The organism is Geodermatophilus sp. TF02-6 (genome assembly GCF_003319115.1).
Lineage (GTDB): Bacteria > Actinomycetota > Actinomycetes > Mycobacteriales > Geodermatophilaceae > Geodermatophilus.
This window is the reverse complement of record NZ_QOHF01000002.1, coordinates 272,125-292,464: the sequence shown is the minus strand read 5'-3', so window position 1 is coordinate 292,464 and position 20,340 is coordinate 272,125. Positions and strand designations below refer to the sequence as shown.

The 20,340-nt window shown below is 73.9% G+C and carries 13 protein-coding genes and 1 riboswitch; of the genes, 8 read left to right on the top strand and 5 right to left on the bottom strand.

The genetic code is table 11. The annotated features are described in order from the left end of the window. The 4 genes from treZ to glgX all read right to left on the bottom strand — a co-directional run bounded on the left by treZ (position 1) and on the right by glgX (position 7,434). Positions 1 to 1,755, bottom strand: a complete 1,755-nt coding sequence (gene treZ, locus DQ238_RS03370; RefSeq protein ID WP_113779873.1) for a malto-oligosyltrehalose trehalohydrolase — start codon at positions 1,753 to 1,755, stop codon at positions 1 to 3. Positions 1,756 to 1,877: 122 nt separating this feature from the next. Further along, positions 1,878 to 2,516 (bottom strand): transglycosylase family protein, encoded by a 639-nt coding sequence (locus DQ238_RS03365; RefSeq protein WP_113779872.1) that lies wholly within the window; start codon positions 2,514 to 2,516, stop codon positions 1,878 to 1,880. After that, positions 2,517 to 2,660: riboswitch (cyclic di-AMP (ydaO/yuaA leader) on the bottom strand. A 212-nt stretch (positions 2,661 to 2,872) separates the two neighbouring features. Further along, positions 2,873 to 5,317, bottom strand: a complete 2,445-nt coding sequence (gene treY / locus DQ238_RS03360; protein ID WP_113779871.1) for a malto-oligosyltrehalose synthase — start codon at positions 5,315 to 5,317, stop codon at positions 2,873 to 2,875. Between the two features lie 2 nt (positions 5,318 to 5,319). Further along, complete coding sequence (glgX, locus tag DQ238_RS03355) at positions 5,320 to 7,434, bottom strand: glycogen debranching protein GlgX (RefSeq protein WP_113779870.1); 2,115 nt, start codon at positions 7,432 to 7,434, stop codon at positions 5,320 to 5,322. A gap of 259 nt (positions 7,435 to 7,693) precedes the next feature. On the opposite strand from glgX, the gene uvrB reads away from it, so the two are divergent. The 4 genes from uvrB to DQ238_RS03335 all read left to right on the top strand — a co-directional run bounded on the left by uvrB (position 7,694) and on the right by DQ238_RS03335 (position 14,449). Next, positions 7,694 to 9,823 carry an excinuclease ABC subunit UvrB gene (uvrB, locus tag DQ238_RS03350; RefSeq protein WP_113779919.1) on the top strand — a complete coding sequence of 710 codons (2,130 nt, stop codon included), beginning with the start codon at positions 7,694 to 7,696 and terminating at the stop codon, positions 9,821 to 9,823. Between the two features lie 233 nt (positions 9,824 to 10,056). Continuing rightward, complete coding sequence (locus DQ238_RS03345) at positions 10,057 to 11,283, top strand: TerC family protein (RefSeq protein ID WP_113779869.1); 1,227 nt, start codon at positions 10,057 to 10,059, stop codon at positions 11,281 to 11,283. 93 nt (positions 11,284 to 11,376) lie between these two features. Next, positions 11,377 to 12,483: a TerC family protein gene (locus DQ238_RS03340; RefSeq protein ID WP_113779868.1), complete on the top strand. Its 1,107-nt coding sequence runs from the start codon at positions 11,377 to 11,379 to the stop codon at positions 12,481 to 12,483. Positions 12,484 to 12,559: 76 nt separating this feature from the next. Beyond that, positions 12,560 to 14,449: a prolyl oligopeptidase family serine peptidase gene (locus DQ238_RS03335; RefSeq protein ID WP_113779867.1), complete on the top strand. Its 1,890-nt coding sequence runs from the start codon at positions 12,560 to 12,562 to the stop codon at positions 14,447 to 14,449. Between the two features lie 15 nt (positions 14,450 to 14,464). On the opposite strand, the gene DQ238_RS03330 is transcribed toward DQ238_RS03335, so the two are convergent. Next, the gene (locus DQ238_RS03330) at positions 14,465 to 15,703 is read right to left on the bottom strand and encodes a polyhydroxyalkanoate depolymerase (protein ID WP_113779866.1); all 1,239 of its coding nucleotides are present in this window, start codon (positions 15,701 to 15,703) and stop codon (positions 14,465 to 14,467) included. 241 nt (positions 15,704 to 15,944) lie between these two features. Here DQ238_RS03330 and DQ238_RS03325 point away from each other — a divergent pair, with 241 nt between their 5' ends. From DQ238_RS03325 to zwf, 4 genes are all read left to right on the top strand, one after another. Continuing rightward, positions 15,945 to 17,192 (top strand): alpha-hydroxy acid oxidase, encoded by a 1,248-nt coding sequence (locus tag DQ238_RS03325; RefSeq protein WP_113779865.1) that lies wholly within the window; start codon positions 15,945 to 15,947, stop codon positions 17,190 to 17,192. Between the two features lie 8 nt (positions 17,193 to 17,200). Next, positions 17,201 to 18,202, top strand: coding sequence for an acetamidase/formamidase family protein (locus DQ238_RS03320; protein ID WP_113779864.1), 1,002 nt, complete (start codon positions 17,201 to 17,203; stop codon positions 18,200 to 18,202). A 171-nt stretch (positions 18,203 to 18,373) separates the two neighbouring features. Beyond that, on the top strand, positions 18,374 to 18,655 hold the full coding sequence (locus DQ238_RS03310; protein ID WP_113779863.1) for a hypothetical protein: 282 nt from the start codon (positions 18,374 to 18,376) through the stop codon (positions 18,653 to 18,655). 105 nt (positions 18,656 to 18,760) lie between these two features. Further along, a complete protein-coding gene (zwf, locus tag DQ238_RS03305; protein WP_113779862.1) occupies positions 18,761 to 20,248 on the top strand; it encodes a glucose-6-phosphate dehydrogenase in 1,488 nt (495 codons plus the stop codon). Positions 20,249 to 20,340: the final 92 nt, after the last annotated feature.

The following is a 20,340-nucleotide window of genomic DNA, read 5'->3' as shown; positions in this document are numbered from 1 at the left end:
TCAGGCGGTGGTGAGCACGGCGGCGCTCTCGGCCGGCACCGCCACCGTGGTCCCGGCCAGGTCGGGTTCGTCCCCGGTGGCGAACAGCACGCCGGTGGCCGCGCGGTCGAGCGCCACCTCCCGCGGGGCGTCGGCCAGGTTGGCCACCACCCGCAGCGCGCCGCGGTGCACGACCAGCCAGCGGTCCTCGTCGTCCCAGCCGACCGCCACCCGCGTCAGGTCGGGGTCGACCAGGTCCGGGTGCTGCTTGCGCAGCGCCAGCAGCGTGCGGTGGACGGCGAGCAGGTGGGCGTGCGGCTCCTTCTCCACCTCGGCCCAGTCCAGCTTCGACCGGGTGAAGGTCTCCGGGTCCTGCGGGTCGGGGACGACCGCGGGGTCCCAGCCGTGCTCGGCGAACTCGCGCGTGCGGCCCTCGGCGGTGGCCCGGCCCAGCTCGGGCTCGGGGTGGCTGGTGAAGAACTGCCACGGGGTGCTCGCGCCCCACTCCTCGCCCATGAACAGCATCGGGGTGAACGGGCTGGTCAGCACCAGCGTCGCGCCGGCGGCGAGCAGGCCGGGGGAGAGGGACGCCGAGATCCGGTCGCCGGTGGCGCGGTTGCCGATCTGGTCGTGGTCCTGCAGGTAGCCGAGGAACTTCCAGCCGGGCAGGACGGCGGTGTCCACCGGCCGGCCGTGGGCGCGGCGCCGGAAGCTGGACCAGGTCCCGTCGTGGAAGTAGGCGCCGGTCAGCGTCTTGGCCAGCCCGGCCAGCCCGGCCTCGGCGAAGTCGCGGTAGTAGCCCTGCCCCTCGCCGGTCAGCGTGGCGTGCAGCGCGTGGTGGAAGTCGTCGCTCCACTGCGCGGAGATGCCCGTGCCGTTGGCCGCCCGCGGGGTGACCAGGTGCGGGTCGTTGAGGTCGCTCTCGGCGATCAGCGTCAGCGGCCGGCCGACGGCGACCGACAGCCGGTCCACCTCCTGCGCCAGCTCCTCGAGCAGGTGGGTGGCCCGCTCGTCGACCAGCGCGTGGACGGCGTCCAGCCGCAGCCCGTCGACGTGCATGTCCCGCAGCCACATCAGCGCGTTGTCGATGACGTAGCGGCGCACCTCGTCGGAGTCCGGCCCCGAGAGGTTGATCGAGGACCCCCACGGGTTGGGCCCGCCGGTGCTGAAGATCGGCATGAACAGCGGGAGGTGGTTCCCCGACGGCCCCAGGTGGTTGTAGACGACGTCCTGGACGACGCCGAGGCCGCGCTGGTGGCAGGCGTCGACGAACCGCTGGTAGGCGACCGGGCCGCCGTAGGTCTCCTGGACCGTGTACCAGAGGACGCCGTCGTAGCCCCAGTTGTGCGTGCCGTTGAAGCCGTTGACCGGGAGCAGCTCGACGAAGTCGACGCCGAGGTCGACCAGGTGGTCGAGCTTGCCGATCGCGGCGTCCAGGGTGCCCTCGGGGGTGAACGTGCCGACGTGCAGCTCGTAGACCACGCCGCCGGCCAGCGGCCGCCCGGTCCAGGCGGCGTCGCCCCACCGGTACGAGGCCGGGTCGAACCGGCGCGAGAGGCCGTGCACGCCGTCGGGCTGGCGGCGCGAGCGCGGGTCCGGGCGGGGCGTGTCGTCGTCCTCGAGCAGGAAGCCGTAGTCGGCCTCCGGGGAGGTCTCCACCTCGGCCCGCCACCAGCCGCCGTCGTCCCGGTGCATGTCGTGCACCGCTCCGTCGACCTGCAGCCGGACCCGCTCGGGAACCGGCGCCCAGACGGCGAACTGGACTGGTGCGGACATGCGGGAGCCTCCAGGGGATCGGGGGTGGCCGGGAGGTCTTGCCCGCGGCAGTCGCGGTCAATCCCCGCGGGCCCCGACCGGGCCGGCGGCCGGGGGAGGAGCTCCCCCGGCCGCCGCACGGCTCAGGGGAGCCGCAGCACCTGACCGACGTAGATCCGGTTCGGGTCGTCGACCTTGTCGCGGTTCACGGCGAACACGGCCCGCCAGCCACCGTCGACGCCGTACTTCTGGGCGATCTTCTGCAGCGTGTCGCCGCTGTGGACCGTGTGGGTCTGCCCGCTGGCGGACGGCGCGGACGCCTCGGCCGCCGGAGCCGGCTTCGGCGCGGGAGCCGGCTTCGGCGCGGGGGCCGGCTTCGGCGCGGGGGCGGCCGCCTGGGTGGCGGCCACGGCCGTCGTCCCACCCGTCAGGTACTTGCCGCACACCGGCCACGCGCCGATGCCCTGGCCGGCCAGGACCTTCTCGGCAATCTCGATCTGCTGCGCCGGGGTGGCCAGGTCGGCGCGGGCGGCGTAGGCGGTGCCGCCGTAACCGGCCCAGGTGCCCTGGGCGAACTGCAGCCCGCCGTAGTAGCCGTTGCCGGTGTTGATGTGCCAGTCGCCGCCGGACTCGCACTGGGCGACGCCGCTCCAGTCGTGCGTCGCGGCCGACGCCGGGGAGGCGAGGACGCCGAGGCCGACGGCCGCGGCGCCCAGGGTCAGCGCACCGCCGCGCACCAGGCGGCGGGCACGGCTGTGCCGGGGCAGGACGTGCTGGGACATGCATCCTCCGATCGCCGCCGGCGGGGTTAGCTGTCGGGTTCGGGCGATCGGGTGCCCGGCCGCGCGGTGCGGCTTCACCCCCAGACGCGGGAGGCGTCAGCTGTGGGTCCCCCACCCCCGTCCGGACTCGAGCTCGGAAGGGACGGACGCCGACGGACGGGGTTGGGCGGATCGGCTCCGGCACCCGGTCTCGGTCGGGCGGGTGCGAGAACAAGGTAACGAACAGGTCACGGCTGGGCGCGTCCCACCCCGGGCGGCACCCCGTCCCAGCCCGGCCGGCCGGCGGACGGCCGGAGCAGAACCGCTGGTCACACCCGCCCCAGGAGCGTCGGTCCGGGGCGGGTGTGAACTCGCTCTCAGTTCCGGACGAGCAGGGCGACCGGCAGCCGCTCCAGCAGCGGATCGACGGGCAGCCCGGCGGCATCGGAGACGAACCGGTCGCCGGTGAGCAGGTCCCGCCAGGCGCCGTTGGGCAGCTGCAGCGCGGTGTCGCCCCACCCACCGGCGTCGGCCAGCCCGACCGGCAGCCGCGTCGCCACCGTCACCGCGCCGCCCTCCTCGCCGGACCCCCGGTCGAAGGCCACCACGTGCCCGGCCGCCGACCCGGTGGCCGCCACCGGCTCGTACCCGGCGAACCACTCCCGGTGCTCCCGCCGGGTCCGCAGGGTCCGGGAGACGACGAGCAGCTTCGCCGCGCCCTCGGCGTCCACCGGCGGCACCCAGCCCTCGTCGAGGCGGGCGAGCAGCCGGCGGCGCAGGTCGTGGTCGACCGGGCGGCGGTTGTCCGGGTCGACCAGGGAGAGGTCCCACAGCTCGGTGCCCTGGTAGACGTCCGGGACGCCGGGCACGGTCAGCTGCAGCAGCTTCTGGGACAGCGAGTTCGACCGGCCGGACGGCGCGATGCGGGCGACGAACCGCTCGACCTCGGCGTTCGTCGTCGGGTCGTCGTAGGCGGCGTCGACCAGCGCGTGCAGCGCCGCCTCGAACTCCTCGTCCGGGTCGGTCCACGTCGTCGACGTCCCCGCCTCGCGGGCGGCCTTCTCGGCGTACGCGTGCGCCCGATCCCGCGACAGCGGCCAGGCCCCGACCAGGTTCTGCCACATCAGGTGCGCCAGCGGCCGGTCGGGCAGCGGGTGCCGCTCCAGCCAGCCCCGCACCAGCTGCGCCCACTCGTCGGGGACCTCCGCCAGCACCGCCAGCCGGGCGCGGGTGTCCTCGCTGCGCTTGGTGTCGTGCGTGGTCAGCGTGGTCATCGACCGCGGCCTGCGCTCGGCCCGGCGGCGCTGGGCCTCGTGGAACTGCGCGACCGTGCTGCCGAAGCGCGCCGGGTCGCCGCCGACCTCGTTGAGCACGACGAACCGCGCCCACCGGTAGTACGCGCTGTCCTCCACGCCCTTGGCCATGACCGGGCCGCTGGTCTGCTCGAACCGGGTCGCCGCCTCGGTGCCGGCCCGCGACAGCACCGGGTGGAGGGCGTCGACGGCGGCGGTGAGGTCCGGGCGGCGCTCCCGGACGGCGGCCACCGTGGCGTCGAGGTGCTCGCGCCCGTCGGGCAGGTAGGTGCGGTAGACCGGGAAGGAGGCCAGCAGCTCGGCCAGAGCCTCCTCCTCGGTGTCGACGTCGACGCCCGGCAGCTCGCCGATGACCCGCACCAGCCGGGCCACCTCCGAGCCGAGGATCCCGTCGGTGACCTCGCGCTTGCTCCTCCGCACCAGCTCGGCGTAGTCCACCGGCGCGCCGGACAGCTCGGTGTCCAGGGCGGTCAGCGCCGGCTCCCCGGCCGGGTCGACGAGCACGTCGTCCACCTCGGCGAGGGCGTCGTAGCCGGTCGTCCCGGCGGTCCGCCACGACTCCGGCAGGTCCTCGCCGGGCTCGAGGATCTTCTCCACCACGGTCCACCGGCCGCCGGTGGCCTCGGCCAGCCGGTCGAGGTACCCCGCAGGGCTCGCCAGCCCGTCGGGGTGGTCGATCCGCAGCCCGTCGACCGCGCCGTCCGCGACCAGCCGCAGCACCAGCTCGTGCGTGGCCCGGAAGACCTCCGGGTCCTCCACGCGCAGCCCGGCCAGGGTGTTGATCGCGAAGAACCGCCGGTAGTTCAGGTCGCGGTCGGCCCGCCGCCAGTCGACCAGCTCGTAGTGCTGGCGGTCGTGCACCTCCTGCGGGCTGCCCTCACCCGTGCCGGGCGCGATCGGGAAGCGGTGGTCGTGGTAGCGCAGCTCCGAGCCGTCCGGCCCGTCGACCACCTCGAGCTTCTCGACGTCGTCCGCCGACCCGAGCACCGGGATGCGCACCCGGCCGGCGCCTGCGTCCCAGTCGACGTCGAACGCGGCGGCGTGGACGCTGTCGCGCCCGTGCTGGAGCACGTCCCACCACCACGGCGCCTCGGCGGGGTCGCCGACGCCCATGTGGTTGGGCACCAGGTCGAGCACCAGCCCGAGCCCGTGCTCGTGCAGCGCCGCGACCAGCCGGTCGAAGCCCTCCCGCCCGCCGCGGGACTCGTCGACGTGCGCGTGGTCGACGGTGTCGTAGCCGTGCGTGCTGCCCGCCGCCGCGCGCAGCAGCGGGGAGGTGTAGGCGTGGCTGACCCCGAGGTCGGCCAGGTAGCCGGCCAGCGACGCGGCGTCGTCCAGGGTGTGCTCGGCGGTGACCTGCAGCCGGTAGGTGGCGGTGGGGACGTCGCGCCGGCGCCCCTCCTCGCGCGGATCGGTGTCGCGCGGATCGGTGTCGCGCGGATCGGTGTCGCGCGGATCGGTGTCGCGCGGATCGGTGTCGCGCGGATCGGTGTCGCGCGGATCGGTCACCGTCACGACCGCCGCGGCGCGCTGAGCACGACCATCGACCGGTCCTGCAGGGTGATCGTCTCGCCGGGCTTGAGCTCCCGCGGCTCGACGTCCCCCATCTCCGCGGTGTCGACGACGACGGTCCACGCCGCGGCGTACTCCTCGGCGGGGAGGCAGAACTCCATCGGCTCGTGCGTGGCGTTGAAGGCCAGGTAGAAGTGGTCGTCGACGACGTCCTCGCCGCGCTCGTCGGTCGACCGGATGCCGTACCCGTTGAGGTACATCGCGATCGACTTGGCGTGGTGCGCGTCCCAGTCGTCCTCGGTCATGAGGTCGCCGGTCGGCGTCAGCCAGGCGATGTCCTGCACGGGCGCGCCCTCCTCGCGCCGCACCGGCCGGCCGTGGAAGAACCGGCGGCGGCGGAACGTGGGGTGCTCCGCGCGGATGCGGGTCACCCGCTTGGTGAACGCCAGCAGCCCCTCGTCGACGTCGTCCCAGTGGATCCAGGTCAGCGGGGAGTCCTGGCAGTAGCCGTTGTTGTTGCCCTGCTGGGTGCGGCCGAGCTCGTCGCCGTGCAGCAGCATGGGCACGCCCTGGCTGAGCATCAGCGTGGCCAGGAAGTTGCGCCGCTGCCGGGCGCGGAGGGTGAGCACCTCCCGGTCGGCCGTCTCGCCCTCCACCCCGCAGTTCCAGCTGCGGTTGTGGCTCTCGCCGTCGTTGTTGCCCTCGCCGTTGGCCTCGTTGTGCTTCTCGTTGTACGAGACCAGGTCGGTCAGGGTGAACCCGTCGTGGGCGGTGACGAAGTTGATGCTCGCGACCGGACGGCGCCCGGAGTGCTGGTAGAGGTCCGAGGAGCCGGTGATCCGGCTGGCGAACTCGCCGACCGTCGCGCTCTCCCCGCGCCAGAAGTCGCGGACGGTGTCGCGGTACTTGCCGTTCCACTCGGTCCACAGCGCCGGGAAGTTGCCCACCTGGTAGCCGCCCTCGCCGACGTCCCACGGCTCGGCGATCAGCTTCACCTGGCTGACCACCGGGTCCTGGTGCACCAGGTCGAAGAACGCCGACAACCGGTCCACGGAGTGCAGCTCGCGGGCCAGCGTCGAGGCCAGGTCGAAGCGGAACCCGTCGACGTGCATCTCGGTGACCCAGTAGCGCAGCGAGTCCATGATCAGCTGCAGCGCCTGGGGGGTGCGGGCGTTCAGCGAGTTCCCCGTGCCGGTGTAGTCCATGTAGTACTGCGGGTCGTCCTCGACCAGCCGGTAGTACGCCCGGTTGTCGATGCCCTTGAACGACAGGGTCGGGCCGAGGTGGTTGCCCTCGGCGGTGTGGTTGTAGACCACGTCGAGGATGACCTCGATGCCCGCCTCGTGCAGGGTGCGGACCATCCCCTTGAACTCGGTCACCTGCATGCCGTTGTCGGTGTTGCTCGCGTACTCGTCGTGCGGCGCGAAGAACCCGATGGTGTTGTAGCCCCAGTAGTTGCGCAGGCCCTTCTGCAGCAGGGTGTCGTCCTGCACGAACTGGTGCACCGGCATGAGCTCGATCGCGGTGACGCCGAGGTCCTGCAGGTGCGAGACCACCGCCGGGTGGGCGATGCCGGCGTAGGTGCCGCGCAGCTCCTCCGGGACGTCCGGGTGGGTCATCGTCAGCCCCTTGACGTGGGCCTCGTAGATGACCGTCTTGTGGTACGGGGTCCGCGGCGGACGGTCGACGCCCCAGTCGAAGTACGGGTTGACGACGACGGACTTCGGCATGTGCGCCGCCGAGTCCTCGTCGTTGCGCTCACCGGTCTCGAAGTCGTAGCCGAAGACCGACGGGTGCCAGTCGACCTGGCCGTCGACCGCCTTGGCGTACGGGTCGAGCAGCAGCTTGTTCGGGTTGCAGCGCAGCCCCTGCTCCGGGTCGTACGGGCCGTGCACCCGGTAGCCGTACCGCTGGCCGGGCTGGATGCCCGGCAGGAACGCGTGCCAGACGTAGCCGTCCATCTCCGGCAGCAGGATGCGCGTCTCGGTGCCGTCGTCGTCGAACAGGCACAGCTCGACCTTCTGGGCCACCTCGCTGAAGACCGCGAAGTTGGTGCCGGTGCCGTCGAAGGTGGCGCCGAGGGGGTAGGCGGTGCCGGGCCACACCAGGTTCATGTAACGGGGTCCTCCTGCTTGGTGCCCCCGGGTGGGCCGGGGGCCAGTGGCCTCCCAGCGGCGAGCCTCGCCGGGGAGATCGGTGCGCGTGCTGCTCCGAGGTCCCCGGTGCCCTCGTCGGCAGCGGCCCAACCCTCCGGCGGGCGGCGTCACCCGAGACGTCGCTCACGACAGCCCGCGCGACGACCCGCCCGCCCCGCCGGTGTGCTGGTGGCTCACGGGCGTCGTCCTGTCACCGGGGGGTCGTACCGTCGTCCTCGTGCGCGCCACCACCGACATCGTCCCCACGCAGGGGCGGTTCCGCGTCGTCAGCGAGTTCCAGCCCTCGGGCGACCAGCCGGCCGCGATCGAGGCGCTGGCCGAGCGGGTCCGCCGCGGGGAGGCCGACACCGTCCTCCTCGGCGCCACCGGCACCGGCAAGTCGGCGACCACCGCCTGGCTGGTCGAGCAGGTGCAGCGGCCGACGCTGGTCATGGCGCCGAACAAGACCCTGGCCGCCCAGCTGGCCAACGAGTTCCGCGAGCTGCTGCCGGACAACGCCGTCGAGTACTTCGTCTCCTACTACGACTACTACCAGCCCGAGGCCTACGTCCCGCAGACCGACACCTACATCGAGAAGGACTCCTCGATCAACGAGGAGGTGGAGCGGCTGCGGCACTCGGCGACGATGAGCCTGCTCACCCGCCGCGACGTCGTGGTGGTCGCCACGGTCTCCTGCATCTACGGCCTGGGCACGCCGCAGGAGTACGTCGACCGCGCGCTGCGGCTGCGGGTGGGGGAGGAGCGCGACCGCGACGAGCTGCTGCGCACGCTGGTCACCGAGCAGTACACCCGCAACGACCTCTCCTTCACCCGCGGCACCTTCCGCGTGCGGGGCGACACGGTCGAGGTGTTCCCGGTCTACGAGGAGCTCGCCGTCCGGATCGAGATGTTCGGCGACGAGGTCGAGCGGCTGTACTACCTGCACCCGCTCACCGGCGAGGTGGTCCGCGAGGTCGACGAGCTGTTCGTGTTCCCGGCCACCCACTACGTCGCCGGCCCCGACAGGATGGAGCGGGCGATCACCTCGATCGAGGCCGAGCTGGAGCAGCGGCTGGCCGAGCTGGAGCGGCAGGGCAAGCTGCTGGAGGCCCAGCGGCTGCGCATGCGCACGACCTACGACATCGAGATGATGCGCCAGGTCGGCTTCTGCTCCGGCATCGAGAACTACTCGCGGCACATCGACGGCCGCGCGGCCGGCAGCGCGGGCTCCTGCCTGCTCGACTACTTCCCCGACGACTTCCTGCTCGTGATCGACGAGTCGCACGTGACCGTGCCGCAGATCGGCGGCATGTACGAGGGCGACACGAGCCGCAAGCGCACCCTCGTCGAGCACGGCTTCCGGCTGCCCTCGGCGATGGACAACCGCCCGCTGAAGTGGGAGGAGTTCACCGACCGGATCGGCCAGACGGTGTACCTCTCCGCCACCCCCGGCGACTACGAGCTGGGCCGGGTGCAGGGCGAGGTCGTCGAGCAGGTCATCCGGCCGACCGGCCTGGTCGACCCCGAGGTCGTGGTGAAGCCGACCAAGGGGCAGATCGACGACCTGGTGCACGAGATCCGGGAGCGCACCGAGGAGAAGGACGAGCGGATCCTGGTGACCACGCTGACCAAGAAGATGGCCGAGGACCTCACCGACTACCTGCTCGAGCTCGGCATCAAGGTGCGCTACCTGCACTCCGAGGTGGACACGCTGCGCCGGGTCGAGCTGCTCCGGGAGCTGCGGCAGGGCGAGTACGACGTCCTGGTCGGCATCAACCTGCTGCGCGAGGGCCTCGACCTGCCCGAGGTGTCGTTGGTCGCGATCCTGGACGCCGACAAGGAGGGCTTCCTCCGGTCGAACCGGTCGCTGATCCAGACGATCGGCCGCGCGGCCCGCAACGTCTCCGGGCAGGTGCACATGTACGCCGACACGGTCACCCCCTCGATGGCCACGGCGATCGAGGAGACCAACCGGCGCCGGGAGAAGCAGATCGCCTACAACCGCGAGCGCGGCATCGACCCGCAGCCGCTGCGCAAGAGGATCGTCGACATCCTCGACGGCATCTACCGCGAGGCGGAGGACGCCGGCGACGCCGAGCTGATCGGCGGCTCGGGCCGGCAGCAGTCCCGCGGCAAGGCACCGGTGCCCGGCCTCTCGTCGCGCACGAAGGCCGGCTCGGTCACCAAGGCCGGCGGGATCGACGCCCAGGGGCTGCCGCGCAACGAGCTGGCCGACCTCATCACCCAGCTCAACGACCAGATGCTCGCCGCCGCCCGGGAGCTGCAGTTCGAGGTGGCCGCCCGGTTGCGCGACGAGCTCGCCGAGCTCAAGAAGGAGCTGCGCCAGCTCGACGCCGCGCACGCCTGAACCGGACGCGGCGGGAACCGATCGCGGGCCCCGCTCGTTGCACGCTGCGGACCCACGGTGCGCGGGCGATGACGCCTGCCCGTCGACGGGGTCCGCGTGGAGGGGAGTATCCCTGCGCGGCGGAGTCGTCACCACGAGGTCGTGACCCGACCTCCGGCCCCGCCGGTCGCCGGCCCGGCGGCGGGAGAGACCTCCGGTACTGACACTCGCCAGTCTCCGGAGGTACCCCTGGTATGGACGTCCCCTTCTGGGTGTGGACGGTCACGGTGGCCGCCATCATCGGCCTGCTCGTGTTCGACTTCGTCGGCCACGTGCGCACCCCGCACGCACCGACGCTGCGGGAGTCGGCGGTCTGGTCGGCCGTCTACGTCGGCATCGCCGTCGTGTTCGGCCTGCTCGTGCTCTGGTTCGCCGGCCCGGAGTACGGCGGGGAGTACTTCGCCGGCTTCGTCACCGAGAAGAGCCTCTCGGTGGACAACCTCTTCGTGTTCGTGCTGGTCATGGCCAGCTTCGCGGTACCCCGCGAGCTGCAGCAGAAGGTGCTGCTCTTCGGCATCGCCTTCGCCCTGGTGCTGCGGACGGTGTTCATCTTCGTCGGCGCCGCGGCGATCGAGAACTTCAGCTGGGTCTTCTACGTCTTCGGCGGCTTCCTCGTCTGGACCGCCTGGGCCCAGGCCCGCAGCGGCGGTCACTCGCACGACGAGGAGTTCCGCGAGAACGCCGTCCTGCGGCTGACCCGTCGCGTGCTGCCGACCACCGAGGACTACCACTCCGACCGGATGGTCGTGAAGCTGCGGGGCAAGCGGTACATCACGCCGCTGGCCATCGCTCTGGTCGCCATCGCCAGCGCCGACATCCTCTTCGCCGTCGACTCGATCCCGGCCATCTTCGGGCTGACCCAGGAGACCTACCTGGTCTTCACCGCCAACGCCTTCGCCCTGCTGGGCCTGCGGCAGCTGTTCTTCCTCATCGACGGCCTGCTCGACCGACTCGTCTACCTGTCCTACGGCCTGGCCGTCATCCTCGGCTTCATCGGCGTCAAGCTGCTCATCCACGCCCTGCACACCAACGAGCTGCCGTTCGTCAACGGCGGCGATCACGTGACCGTGATCCCCGAGGTGCCCACCTGGCTGTCGCTGACGGTCATCCTCGTCACCCTCGCGGTCACCACGGTGGCCAGCCTGGTCAAGAACCGCCGCGACCGGGCGCGCGGCATCGAGTCCTCCACGGGCGCCGGCGACCCGGCCGCCGACGGCGGGAGGCTCCTCGCCCAGGGGCCCGGCGACCGCGACCCGCACGCCGGCAGCCCGGACCGGACCCCGACGTCGCCAGGCGACGCGACCGTGACCGGCGCCGAGGGTCCCCAGGGCCGGTCCGGGGGCGGAGGCCCCGCCGAGACCGGCCCGGACTCCGGTGCCACCCGGGCGTCCCGGACCGACGCCGCGCCCCGGCCCCGCTGACCGGGCCGCCGGGCCCGCCCCACCTCGAGGCGGGCCCGGCGCACCCGGACGACCAGGGGCCCGCCGGGAGGGCGCCCCCTAGAGTGGGAGTTCGTGGAGCTCCCCGTCTGGTTCGAGGTCTCGACGTTCGTGGGGCTCACGGTCCTGCTGCTCGCCGACCTGGCCATCATCGCCCGGCGCCCGCACGAGCCCTCCGTCAAGGAGGCCAGCCTGTGGGTGGGCTTCTACATCGCCCTGGCGCTGCTGTTCGGGGCGGTGCTGCTCGCGGTGACCGACACGCGGTACGCGACGGAGTTCTACGCGGGCTGGCTGACCGAGTACAGCCTCTCGGTCGACAACCTGTTCGTCTTCGTGATCATCATGGCGCGCTTCCGCGTCCCCCGGGCCCTCCAGCAGCAGGTCCTGATGGTCGGCATCATCATCGCCCTGGTGCTGCGCGGGGTGTTCATCCTGCTCGGCGCCGCGGTGATCGAGCGCTTCACCTGGGTCTTCTACCTCTTCGGCGCCTTCCTGGTCTACACGGCGATCAACCTCGTCCGGCAGCACGGCGAGGACGAGGAGTACGAGGAGAACGCGTTCATCCGGCGGCTGCGCCGGGTGCTGCCGATGACCTCGGACTTCCAGGGCAACAAGATCCGCGTCGTCGAGGGCGGCCGCAAGCTGTGGACGCCGATGATCGTCGTCTTCCTGGCCCTGGGCACGACCGACCTGCTGTTCGCCCTCGACAGCATCCCGGCGATCTTCGGGCTGACCAAGGAGGCGTTCATCGTCTTCACGGCCAACGTCTTCGCGCTCATGGGGCTGCGGCAGCTGTACTTCCTGCTCGGCGGCCTGCTCAAGCGGCTGGTGTACCTCTCCCTGGGTCTGGCGGTGATCCTGGCCTTCATCGGCGTGAAGCTGGTCATGGAGGCGCTGCACACCAACGAGGTGCCGTTCATCAACGGCGGCGAGCCCGTCGAGGCGGTCCCGGAGATCCCGATCTGGCTGTCGCTGGCCATCATCCTCGGCGTCCTCGTCGTCGCCACCGTCGCCAGCCTGGTGCGCACGCGCGGCCAGCTGCCCGAGCCGGCGCCCACCGACGCCGAGGTCGCCGGGTCGGTGGGCAGTCAGGGGCCGGATGCGCTGGCCGAGGCCGAACGGCGGGCCGGCGACGCGGCGCCGGAAGGGCGCGGAGTCGGGGAGGACACCCCTCGCCACTGACCCGACGTGCACGCTCCGGTGGTCTAGCGTCACTCCCCGTGCACCCGATCGACCACGCGTCCTGACCACACCGCACATGCGTGCTGAAGACATCGAGCTGCTGCGCACCCCGGGCGTGCCGGCGGTCTCCCCGGACGGGCGGATGGCGGTCGTGGCCGTGGCCCGCCCCGACCTCGACGGCGACCGGTTCCGCAGCCAGCTGTGGGCGGTGCCCACCGACGGTTCCGCGCCGGCCCGCGCCCTGACCTCGGGCGCCCGCGACCGCGCACCGGCGTTCTCGCCGGACGGCCGCTGGCTGGCCTACCTCGGCGCCGAGCCCGGGGAGCCGCCGCAGATCTGCCTGCTGCCGACCGCCGGCGGGGCGCCGCGGCGGCTGACCGCCTCCCCGCTCGGCGCCGGCGCCCCGGTGTGGGCGCCGGACTCCCGCCGGCTGGCCTACACCGCCCGGGTGCCGGCCGGGGACCCGGGCGCTCCGCGGCTGGTCACCACCCTGCGGTACCGGCGGGACGGCGCGGGCCCGCGGTGCGTCTTCGTGCTCGACCTGCCGCCCGACGGGGAGGACGACGGCGCGCCCCTCCCGCAGCCGCGACAGCTCACCGACGGTCCCGCCGACGACACCGACGTGACCTGGCGCCCGGACGGCGCCGAGCTGGCCTTCGTCTCCGCCCGCCACCCGCGGGCCGACTGCGACCTGGTCCGCGACGTCCACGCCGTCCCCGCCGCGGGCGGGACGCCGCGCCGGGTCACCGACGGGCGGGCCCGGTGCGCGCTGCCCGCCTACGACCCCTCCGGGGCCTGGATCCACCTCACCGCCCGGCCCGACCTCGGCCCCGAGGGCCGCGACGTCGCCGACAGCGGCGCCACCCTGTGCCGGGTGCCGGCCGCCGGGGGCGCGGTGGAGCCGGTGCTCGACCCCGGGTCCACCGACCGCGGCGACGAGACGCCGGCGACGGTGCTGGCCGCGGGCGCGGCCCACCTGGGCGTCCGGCGCCGGGGCGGGGTGGAGCTGCTGCGGGTGCCGCTGGACGGCGGTCCGCCGCAGGCGCTGGTCGACGGGCCGTTCACCGTGCGCGGGGTGGCCGTGGGCGGCGGGGTCGTCGTCGCCACGGTCGCGCACGACCGCTCCGCCGGGGAACTGATCGCGATCACCCCGGGACGACGGCGGCTGCTCACCGGCTTCGGCCGGGCCCTGGGCGCGACCGGCCGGCTGCACCGGGCCCGCGAGCTGCTCGCCACCGCGTCCGACGGCTCGCCGGTGCACGGGTGGGTGACCGTGCCGGACGGCCCCGGGCCGCACCCGGTGCTGCTGCTCGTCCCCGGCGGGCCGCACCGCCCCGAGGGCTGGTCGCTGTCGGAGGACACGCAGGTCCTGGTGTCGGCCGGCCACGCCGTCGTCCGGTGCGACCCGCGCGGCGCGGCGGGCCCGCGCGACGCCGACGACGCCGTCGCCCTCCTCGACGCCGCGCTCGCGGACCCCGCCCTGGACGCCCACCGGGTGGGCGTCCAGGGCGGCTCCCTCGCCGCCCTGCTGGTCGGGCGGACTGCCCGGTTCGCCGCGGCGGTCTGCGAGGACGGCCCGGCCGACCCGGCCGCCTCCGACGTCGGGTGCTGCGTGGACCGGCACCCGGACCCGGAGCGGCCGGCGGCGCCGATCGCCACGCCGACCCTCGTCGTCCACCGCGAGCAGGACAGCAGCTGCCCGGGCGAGCAGGGGCTGCGGCTCTACGGCGAGCTCAAGCGCCGTGGCGTGCCGTCGGAGCTGCTGCTGTTCCCCGGGGAGGGCGGCAGGCCCGGCCGGCCCCGGCACCGGCTGGCGCGGCTGGAGCACCTGCTGCGCTGGTGGGCCCGCTGGCTGCCCACGGCGCCGTGCCCGGACGGGCCGCCCGACGAGGACGCAGCCGGTGCACCGCCGCCCGGCGGCGGCGGGCGGGCCGCGGTCCCGGTGCGCGCGGCCCGGCCGGACTGAGCGCGGGGAACGCGGTCAGCCGGTCAGGGCGCGGTCGCCGCCGTGGGCGGCGATGAAGTCGCGCAGCACCGGGTAGACCTCCGCCTCCCATCGGGAGCCGCTGAAGACGCCGTAGTGGCCGACACCCGGCTGCAGGTGGTGCCGCTTGTGCTCCTCCGGGATGCCGGTGCACAGCCCGTGCGCGGCGCGGGTCTGCCCGGGGGAGCAGATGTCGTCGCGGGCGCCCTCCACGGTGAGCAGCGCCGTCTGCCGGATCGCGCCCGGGTCGACCGGTCGGCCGCGCCAGGTGAACCGGCCGGTGGCCAGGGAGTGTTCCTGGAAGACGCGGGCGATGGTCTCCAGGTAGAACTCGGCCGGGACGTCCATCACCGCGCCGTACTCGTCGTAGAAGGCCCGGGTGGCGGCGGCCCGCTCGGCGTTGCCGGCCACGAGGTCCCGGTAGAGGCGGACGTGGGCACCCAGGTGCCGGCGGGCGTTCATCGACATGAACGCGGTCAGCTGGACGACGCCGGGGTAGACCCGCCGCCCCGCACCGGCGTACCGCGCCGGCACCGTGTGGATGAGCCGGCGCTCGAAGGAGGACAGCGGCCGCCGCTCGGCCACGGCGTTGACCCGGTTGGGGTTGACCCGCGTGTCGACCGGGCCGGCCATCAGGGTGAGGCTGGCCGGCTGCGCGGGGTCGTCGTCCGCGGCCAACAGGGAGACGGCCGCCAGCACGGGGACGGCGGGCTGGCACACGCCCACCACGTGCACCCCGGCGCCGAGGTGCCGCAGCGCCGCCACCACGTGCTCGACGTACTCGTCGAGGCCGAACGGCCCGTGCGCGAGCGGGACGTCGCGCACGTTGTGCCAGTCGAACACGAACACGTCGTGGTCGGCGAGCAGCGTGCGGATGGTCGGCCGGATCAGCGTGGTGAAGTGCCCGGACATGGGGCCGACCACGAGCACCCGGGGCTGGTCCTCGACCGACGGCCTGCGGAAGTGCAGCAGGGTGGCGAACGGCGTCCGGTACACCGCGTGCTCGGCCACGGGGGAGGTGCGGTCGCCCACCCGGACGGCGTCGATGCCGTAGGCCGGCCGGTCGTGGGTGGGCCGCGAGCGCGCCACGATGTCGCAGGCCGCGCGCAGGTGGCGCACGCCGCGCCCGCGGGCCAGTGCCGGCGGCAGCGCGTGCAGCGCCCGGGCGGTGAGCTCGGACGCCGCCACGACGGGCGCCCCCGCCCGACGCTGGAACTCGTATGCGCTGTACAGCATCGGCTCGTCCTCCGGTCGCGGTCGTCGGTGACCTGCACCACTCGACCGGCAACCTAACCGCGATCGGGGACCGGCGCCCGGGGACGGTGGCCGTGTCGTCCCACGGGCACCTGCTGCCCCACCGGTGCCCCCGGGCCGGGCGGACGCCGGCGGTCGACGAGCGCAGCCGCCGCGCCGTCGCCGAGGAGCGAGCCCGGCCGAGCCTGGCAGGGTGGGGCGGACGCCGACAGGAGGAGGCCCCGTGGTCGAGCGCCGCGTGCCCCGCTGGTCCGAACTGCGCGAGCTCGTCCGCCCCCGGCGCCTGCCCGGGGACGCGACCGACCGCCGGCTGGCCGCAGCGGCCACGGTCGCCGACCTGCGCGCGATCGCCCGCCGCCGGGTGCCGCGCGCGGTGTTCGACTACACCGACGGCGCCGCCGGCGCGGAGATCGGCCTGCGCCGCTCGCGGGAGGCGTTCGCCCGGGTGGAGTTCCGGCCCAGCGTGCTGCGCGACGTCTCCGTCGTCGACCCGTCGACGACGGTCCTCGGCCGCCCGTCGGCCCTCCCGCTGGTGTTCGCGCCGACCGGCTTCACCCGGCTCATGCACACCGAGGGCGAGGTCGCGGTCGGCCGGGTGGCCGAGCGGGTCCGCATCCCGCACGCGCTGTCGACCATGGGGACGACGACCATCGAGGCCCTCGCGGAGGCGGCGCCGGGTGCCCGGAAGTGGTTCCAGCTCTACCTGTGGCGGGACCGCGAGGCCAGCCAGGCCCTCGTGGAGCGGGCCGCGAAGGCCGGGTACGAGGCCGTGGTGCTCACCGTCGACACCCCGGTGGCCGGGCCGCGGCTGCGCGACGTCCGCAACGGGTTCACCATCCCGCCGGCGCTGACCCTGCGCACCATGGCCAACGCCGCCGTCCACCCGCGCTGGTGGATCGACCTGCTGACCACCGAGCCGCTGGAGTTCGCCTCGCTGCGCTCGTGGGGCGGCACCGTGGCCGAGCTCGCCGACCGGGTCTTCGAGCCGGCCGCGACGCTGGCCGACGTCCGGGCGCTGCGGGAGGCCTGGTCCGGCGCGCTGGTGGTCAAGGGCGTGCAGACGGCCGACGACGCCCGCGCGGTCGTGGACGCCGGCGCCGACGCCGTCGTCGTCTCCAACCACGGCGGCCGGCAGCTCGACCGCGCCCCGACACCGCTGGAGGAGCTGCCCGCGGTGGTGGCCGCGGTGGGGGACCGGGCCGAGGTCTACCTCGACGGCGGGATCCTCGACGGCGGGGACGTCGTCGCCGCCGTGGCCTGCGGCGCCCGGGCCTGTCTGGTCGGCCGGGCCTACCTCTACGGGCTCATGGCCGGCGGTGAGCGCGGGGTGCAGCGGGCGGCGGACCTCCTGGCCCGCGAGATCACCCGCACGCTGCAGCTGCTCGGCGTCCCGTCGGTCGGGGAGCTGACCCCCGACCGGGTGCGCTTGCGGGGCGGGACCGCGACGTCGCCGACCCCGCCTGCGGCCTAGGGTGCGGCATGGACGTCGTCGAGGTCGTGCCCACGTTCGAGCAGTACGCGTACACGTTCGGCGGCGTGGCCCCGCTGCGGCGGGTGCGGCCCGGGACGGCGCTGCGGGTGTGGTCCGAAGACGCGTTCAACGGCACCCTCCGCTCGACCGAGGACCTCTCCGGCGCGAAGGTCGACCTGCGCTTCATCAACCCGCAGACCGGCCCGTTCCTCGTCGAGGGCGCCGAGCCCGGAGACGCCCTCGCCCTGCACTTCGTCGCGATGGAGCCGGCCCGGGACTGGGGTGCGTCCGCCGCGATCCCCTTCTTCGGCGGGCTGACCAGCACCGACCGCGTCGCCACCCTGCAGGACCCGCTGCCGGACACCACCTGGATCTACGAGCTGGACCGGGCGGCGAACACGGTGACCTTCGCCGCGCAGCGCACCGACCTGCAGATCGCCCTGCCGGTCGAGCCGATGCTGGGCACGGTCGGCGTCGCCCCGCCCGGCGGGGAGGTGCGCAGCTCGCTGGTGCCCGAGCGCTTCGGCGGCAACATGGACACCCCGCAGATGCGCCCCGGCGCCACCTGCTTCCTGCCGGTCTTCGTGCCGGGCGCGCTGTTCTCCGTCGGCGACGGGCACTACCGGCAGGGTGAGGGGGAGGCCTGCGGCACCGCCGTCGAGGGCGCCATGACCACGACGCTGCTCGTCGACCTGGTCAAGGGCGGGGCGCCGGGCTGGCCCCGGCTGGAGGACGACACCCACTGGATGACCGTGGGCTCCAGCCGCCCGCTCGAGGACGCCTGGCGGATCGGCCAGGTGGAGCTGGTCCGCTGGTTCGGCGAGCTCTACGGGCTGCACCCGATGGACGCCTACCAGCTGCTGTCGCAGATCTCCGAGGTGCCGATCGCCAACGTCGTCGACGTCAACTACAGCGCCGTGGTCAAGGCCCGCAAGTCCCTCCTCCCACCGGCCAGCGCCTACGGCGGACTGCACGACGAGCTGCGCCGCCGCGCGGCGTCGCTGCGCTGACCGGCACACCCCCTCCGGCACACCCCCTCCGGGAGGACCCCCCGTGGACCTGCAGCTCACCGGCGCCCGCGTGCTCGTCACCGGGGGCACCCGCGGGATCGGCCCCGTGATCGTGGCGGCCTTCGTCGACGGCGCGCTCACCCGCGGCGTCCGGCTCTGAGAGGCTCCGGCGTGGCGCTCGTCTACCCGGTCCAGGCCGACTCGCCCGAACCCGACGGCGGCACCGCCCCGGACTTCGCCGAGCTGGCCGCCGACCTCTCCGACACCTGGCTGGTCGAGGTCGCCGTCGGCGACGAGGGGGACGACGCCTGCTTCGGCCCGCTCACCGCCCGCGCGGCCTGGGACCTCGCTCTCGCCGTCGACCAGCGGCGTCCGGAGTGGACGGTCTCCGTCGTCCCGCTGCACGTGGCCGGCACCGCCGACGAGCTGGTGGCCCTCTTCGAGGAGGGGTAGCCGTGCGCGCGGCGGCCGGCCGGGCCGCCCCCACTGGCGGGCGGACGCCGACCCGAGTAGGCAGGCGAGCACCGGGGAGGGTCCCGCGGGACAGGAGGCGGCCGGATGACGACGGAGCTCGACCGCCGGTCCCCGGCCTGCGTCCTGGTCATCTTCGGTGCCTCGGGGGACCTCACGGCCCGCAAGCTGCTACCTGCCCTGGAGCGGCTCGCCGCCTACGGGGCGCTGCCGCCGGAGGTGGCGCTGGTCGGGGTGGCCCGCACGCAGATGACCGACGAGGAGTTCGGCGACCTCTGCCGGCGCAGCGTGGCCGGTGACGGCAACCGGCGGTGGGAGGAGCTGGCGGCCGGGGCCCGCTACGTCCACGGCGGCTACGACGACCCGGCCACGTACGCCCGGCTGGCGGAGGTCCTGGCCGAGTGCGACCGCCGGCACGGCACGGCGGGCAACCGGGTGTACTACTTCTCCACGCCCCCGCGGCTGTTCGGCCCCATCGCGGTCAGCCTCGGCAAGGCCGGGCTGAGCACGCCCGACGGGGACTCGTTCGTCCGGGTCGTCGTCGAGAAGCCGTTCGGCTGGGACGAGGACAGCGCCCGCGAGCTGTACGCCGACCTGTCCTCGGCGTTCGTCGAGGAGCAGATCTTCCGGATCGACCACTACCTGGCCAAGGAGACCGTGCAGAACCTGCTCGCCTTGCGCTTCGCCAACTCGATCTTCGAGCCGATCTGGAACCGCACCTGGGTCGACAACGTGCAGATCACCGTCGCCGAGACCCTCGGGGTGGGGGAGCGGGGCGGCTTCTACGAGACGACCGGCGCGATGCGCGACATCGTGCAGAACCACGTCCTGCAGGTGCTGTCGCTGTTCCTGATGGAGCCGCCGACCTCGTTCCACCCCGAGGCGATCCGGGACGAGAAGGTCAAGCTGCTGCGCGCCATCCGGCCCCTCGACGAGGAGCCGGAGATCGCCGCCAACGCGGTCCGCGGCCAGTACTCCCGGGGCGGCACCCGGGAGGAGCTGATGCCCGGGTACCGGGAGGAGCCGGGGGTCGACCCGCTCAGCTCGACGGAGACCTTCATCGGGCTGCGCCTGGACATCGCCAACTGGCGGTGGGCCGGCGTCCCGGTCTACGTGCGCACCGGCAAGCGCCTCCCGGCGCGGGTCACCGAGGTCGCCATGGAGTTCCGGCGGCCGCCGCAGCTCCCGTTGTTCCCCGGCACCTCCGGCGACCTGGAGCCAGACGCGCTCGTCGTGCGGGTCCAGCCCGACGAGGGGCTGAGCCTGGTCTTCGGGGCGAAGGTGCCCGGCCACGCGTTCCGGGTGCAGAAGGCGTCCATGGACTTCTCCTACGAGAGCTTCGCCGAGCAGTCGCCGGAGGCCTACGAACGGGTGATCCTCGACGCGCTGATCGGGGACCCCACGCTGTTCATCCGCGCCGACGAGGTCGGCCGCTCCTGGCGCATCGTCGACCCGGTGCTGCAGTACTGGAACCAGGATCCCCGGCCCATCCCGCTGTACCAGGCGGCCACCTGGGGTCCGACGGAGGCCACCGAGCTGATCGCCCGCGACGGCCGGTCCTGGCGGCACCGCTGAGTCCGTCCTGACCCGTCGGGAGGTGTCGACGAGGTGACGGAGAGGTCGACGAGGTGACGGAGAGGGAGAGGGGCGGAGATGGGGAGGGGACC

Bases quoted from the DNA above. Each gene is read 5' to 3' on its own strand.
- treZ (WP_113779873.1), bottom strand. From the start codon at position 1,755: ATGTCCGCACCAGTCCAGTTCGCCGTCTGGGCGCCGGTTCCCGAGCGG.
- DQ238_RS03365 (WP_113779872.1), bottom strand. From the start codon at position 2,516: ATGTCCCAGCACGTCCTGCCCCGGCACAGCCGTGCCCGCCGCCTGGTG.
- glgX (WP_113779870.1), bottom strand. From the start codon at position 7,434: ATGAACCTGGTGTGGCCCGGCACCGCCTACCCCCTCGGCGCCACCTTC.
- DQ238_RS03345 (WP_113779869.1), top strand. From the start codon at position 10,057: ATGGACGTCCCCTTCTGGGTGTGGACGGTCACGGTGGCCGCCATCATC.
- DQ238_RS03335 (WP_113779867.1), top strand. From the start codon at position 12,560: ATGCGTGCTGAAGACATCGAGCTGCTGCGCACCCCGGGCGTGCCGGCG.
- DQ238_RS03330 (WP_113779866.1), bottom strand. From the start codon at position 15,703: ATGCTGTACAGCGCATACGAGTTCCAGCGTCGGGCGGGGGCGCCCGTC.
- DQ238_RS03320 (WP_113779864.1), top strand. From the start codon at position 17,201: ATGGACGTCGTCGAGGTCGTGCCCACGTTCGAGCAGTACGCGTACACG.
- zwf (WP_113779862.1), top strand. From the start codon at position 18,761: ATGACGACGGAGCTCGACCGCCGGTCCCCGGCCTGCGTCCTGGTCATC.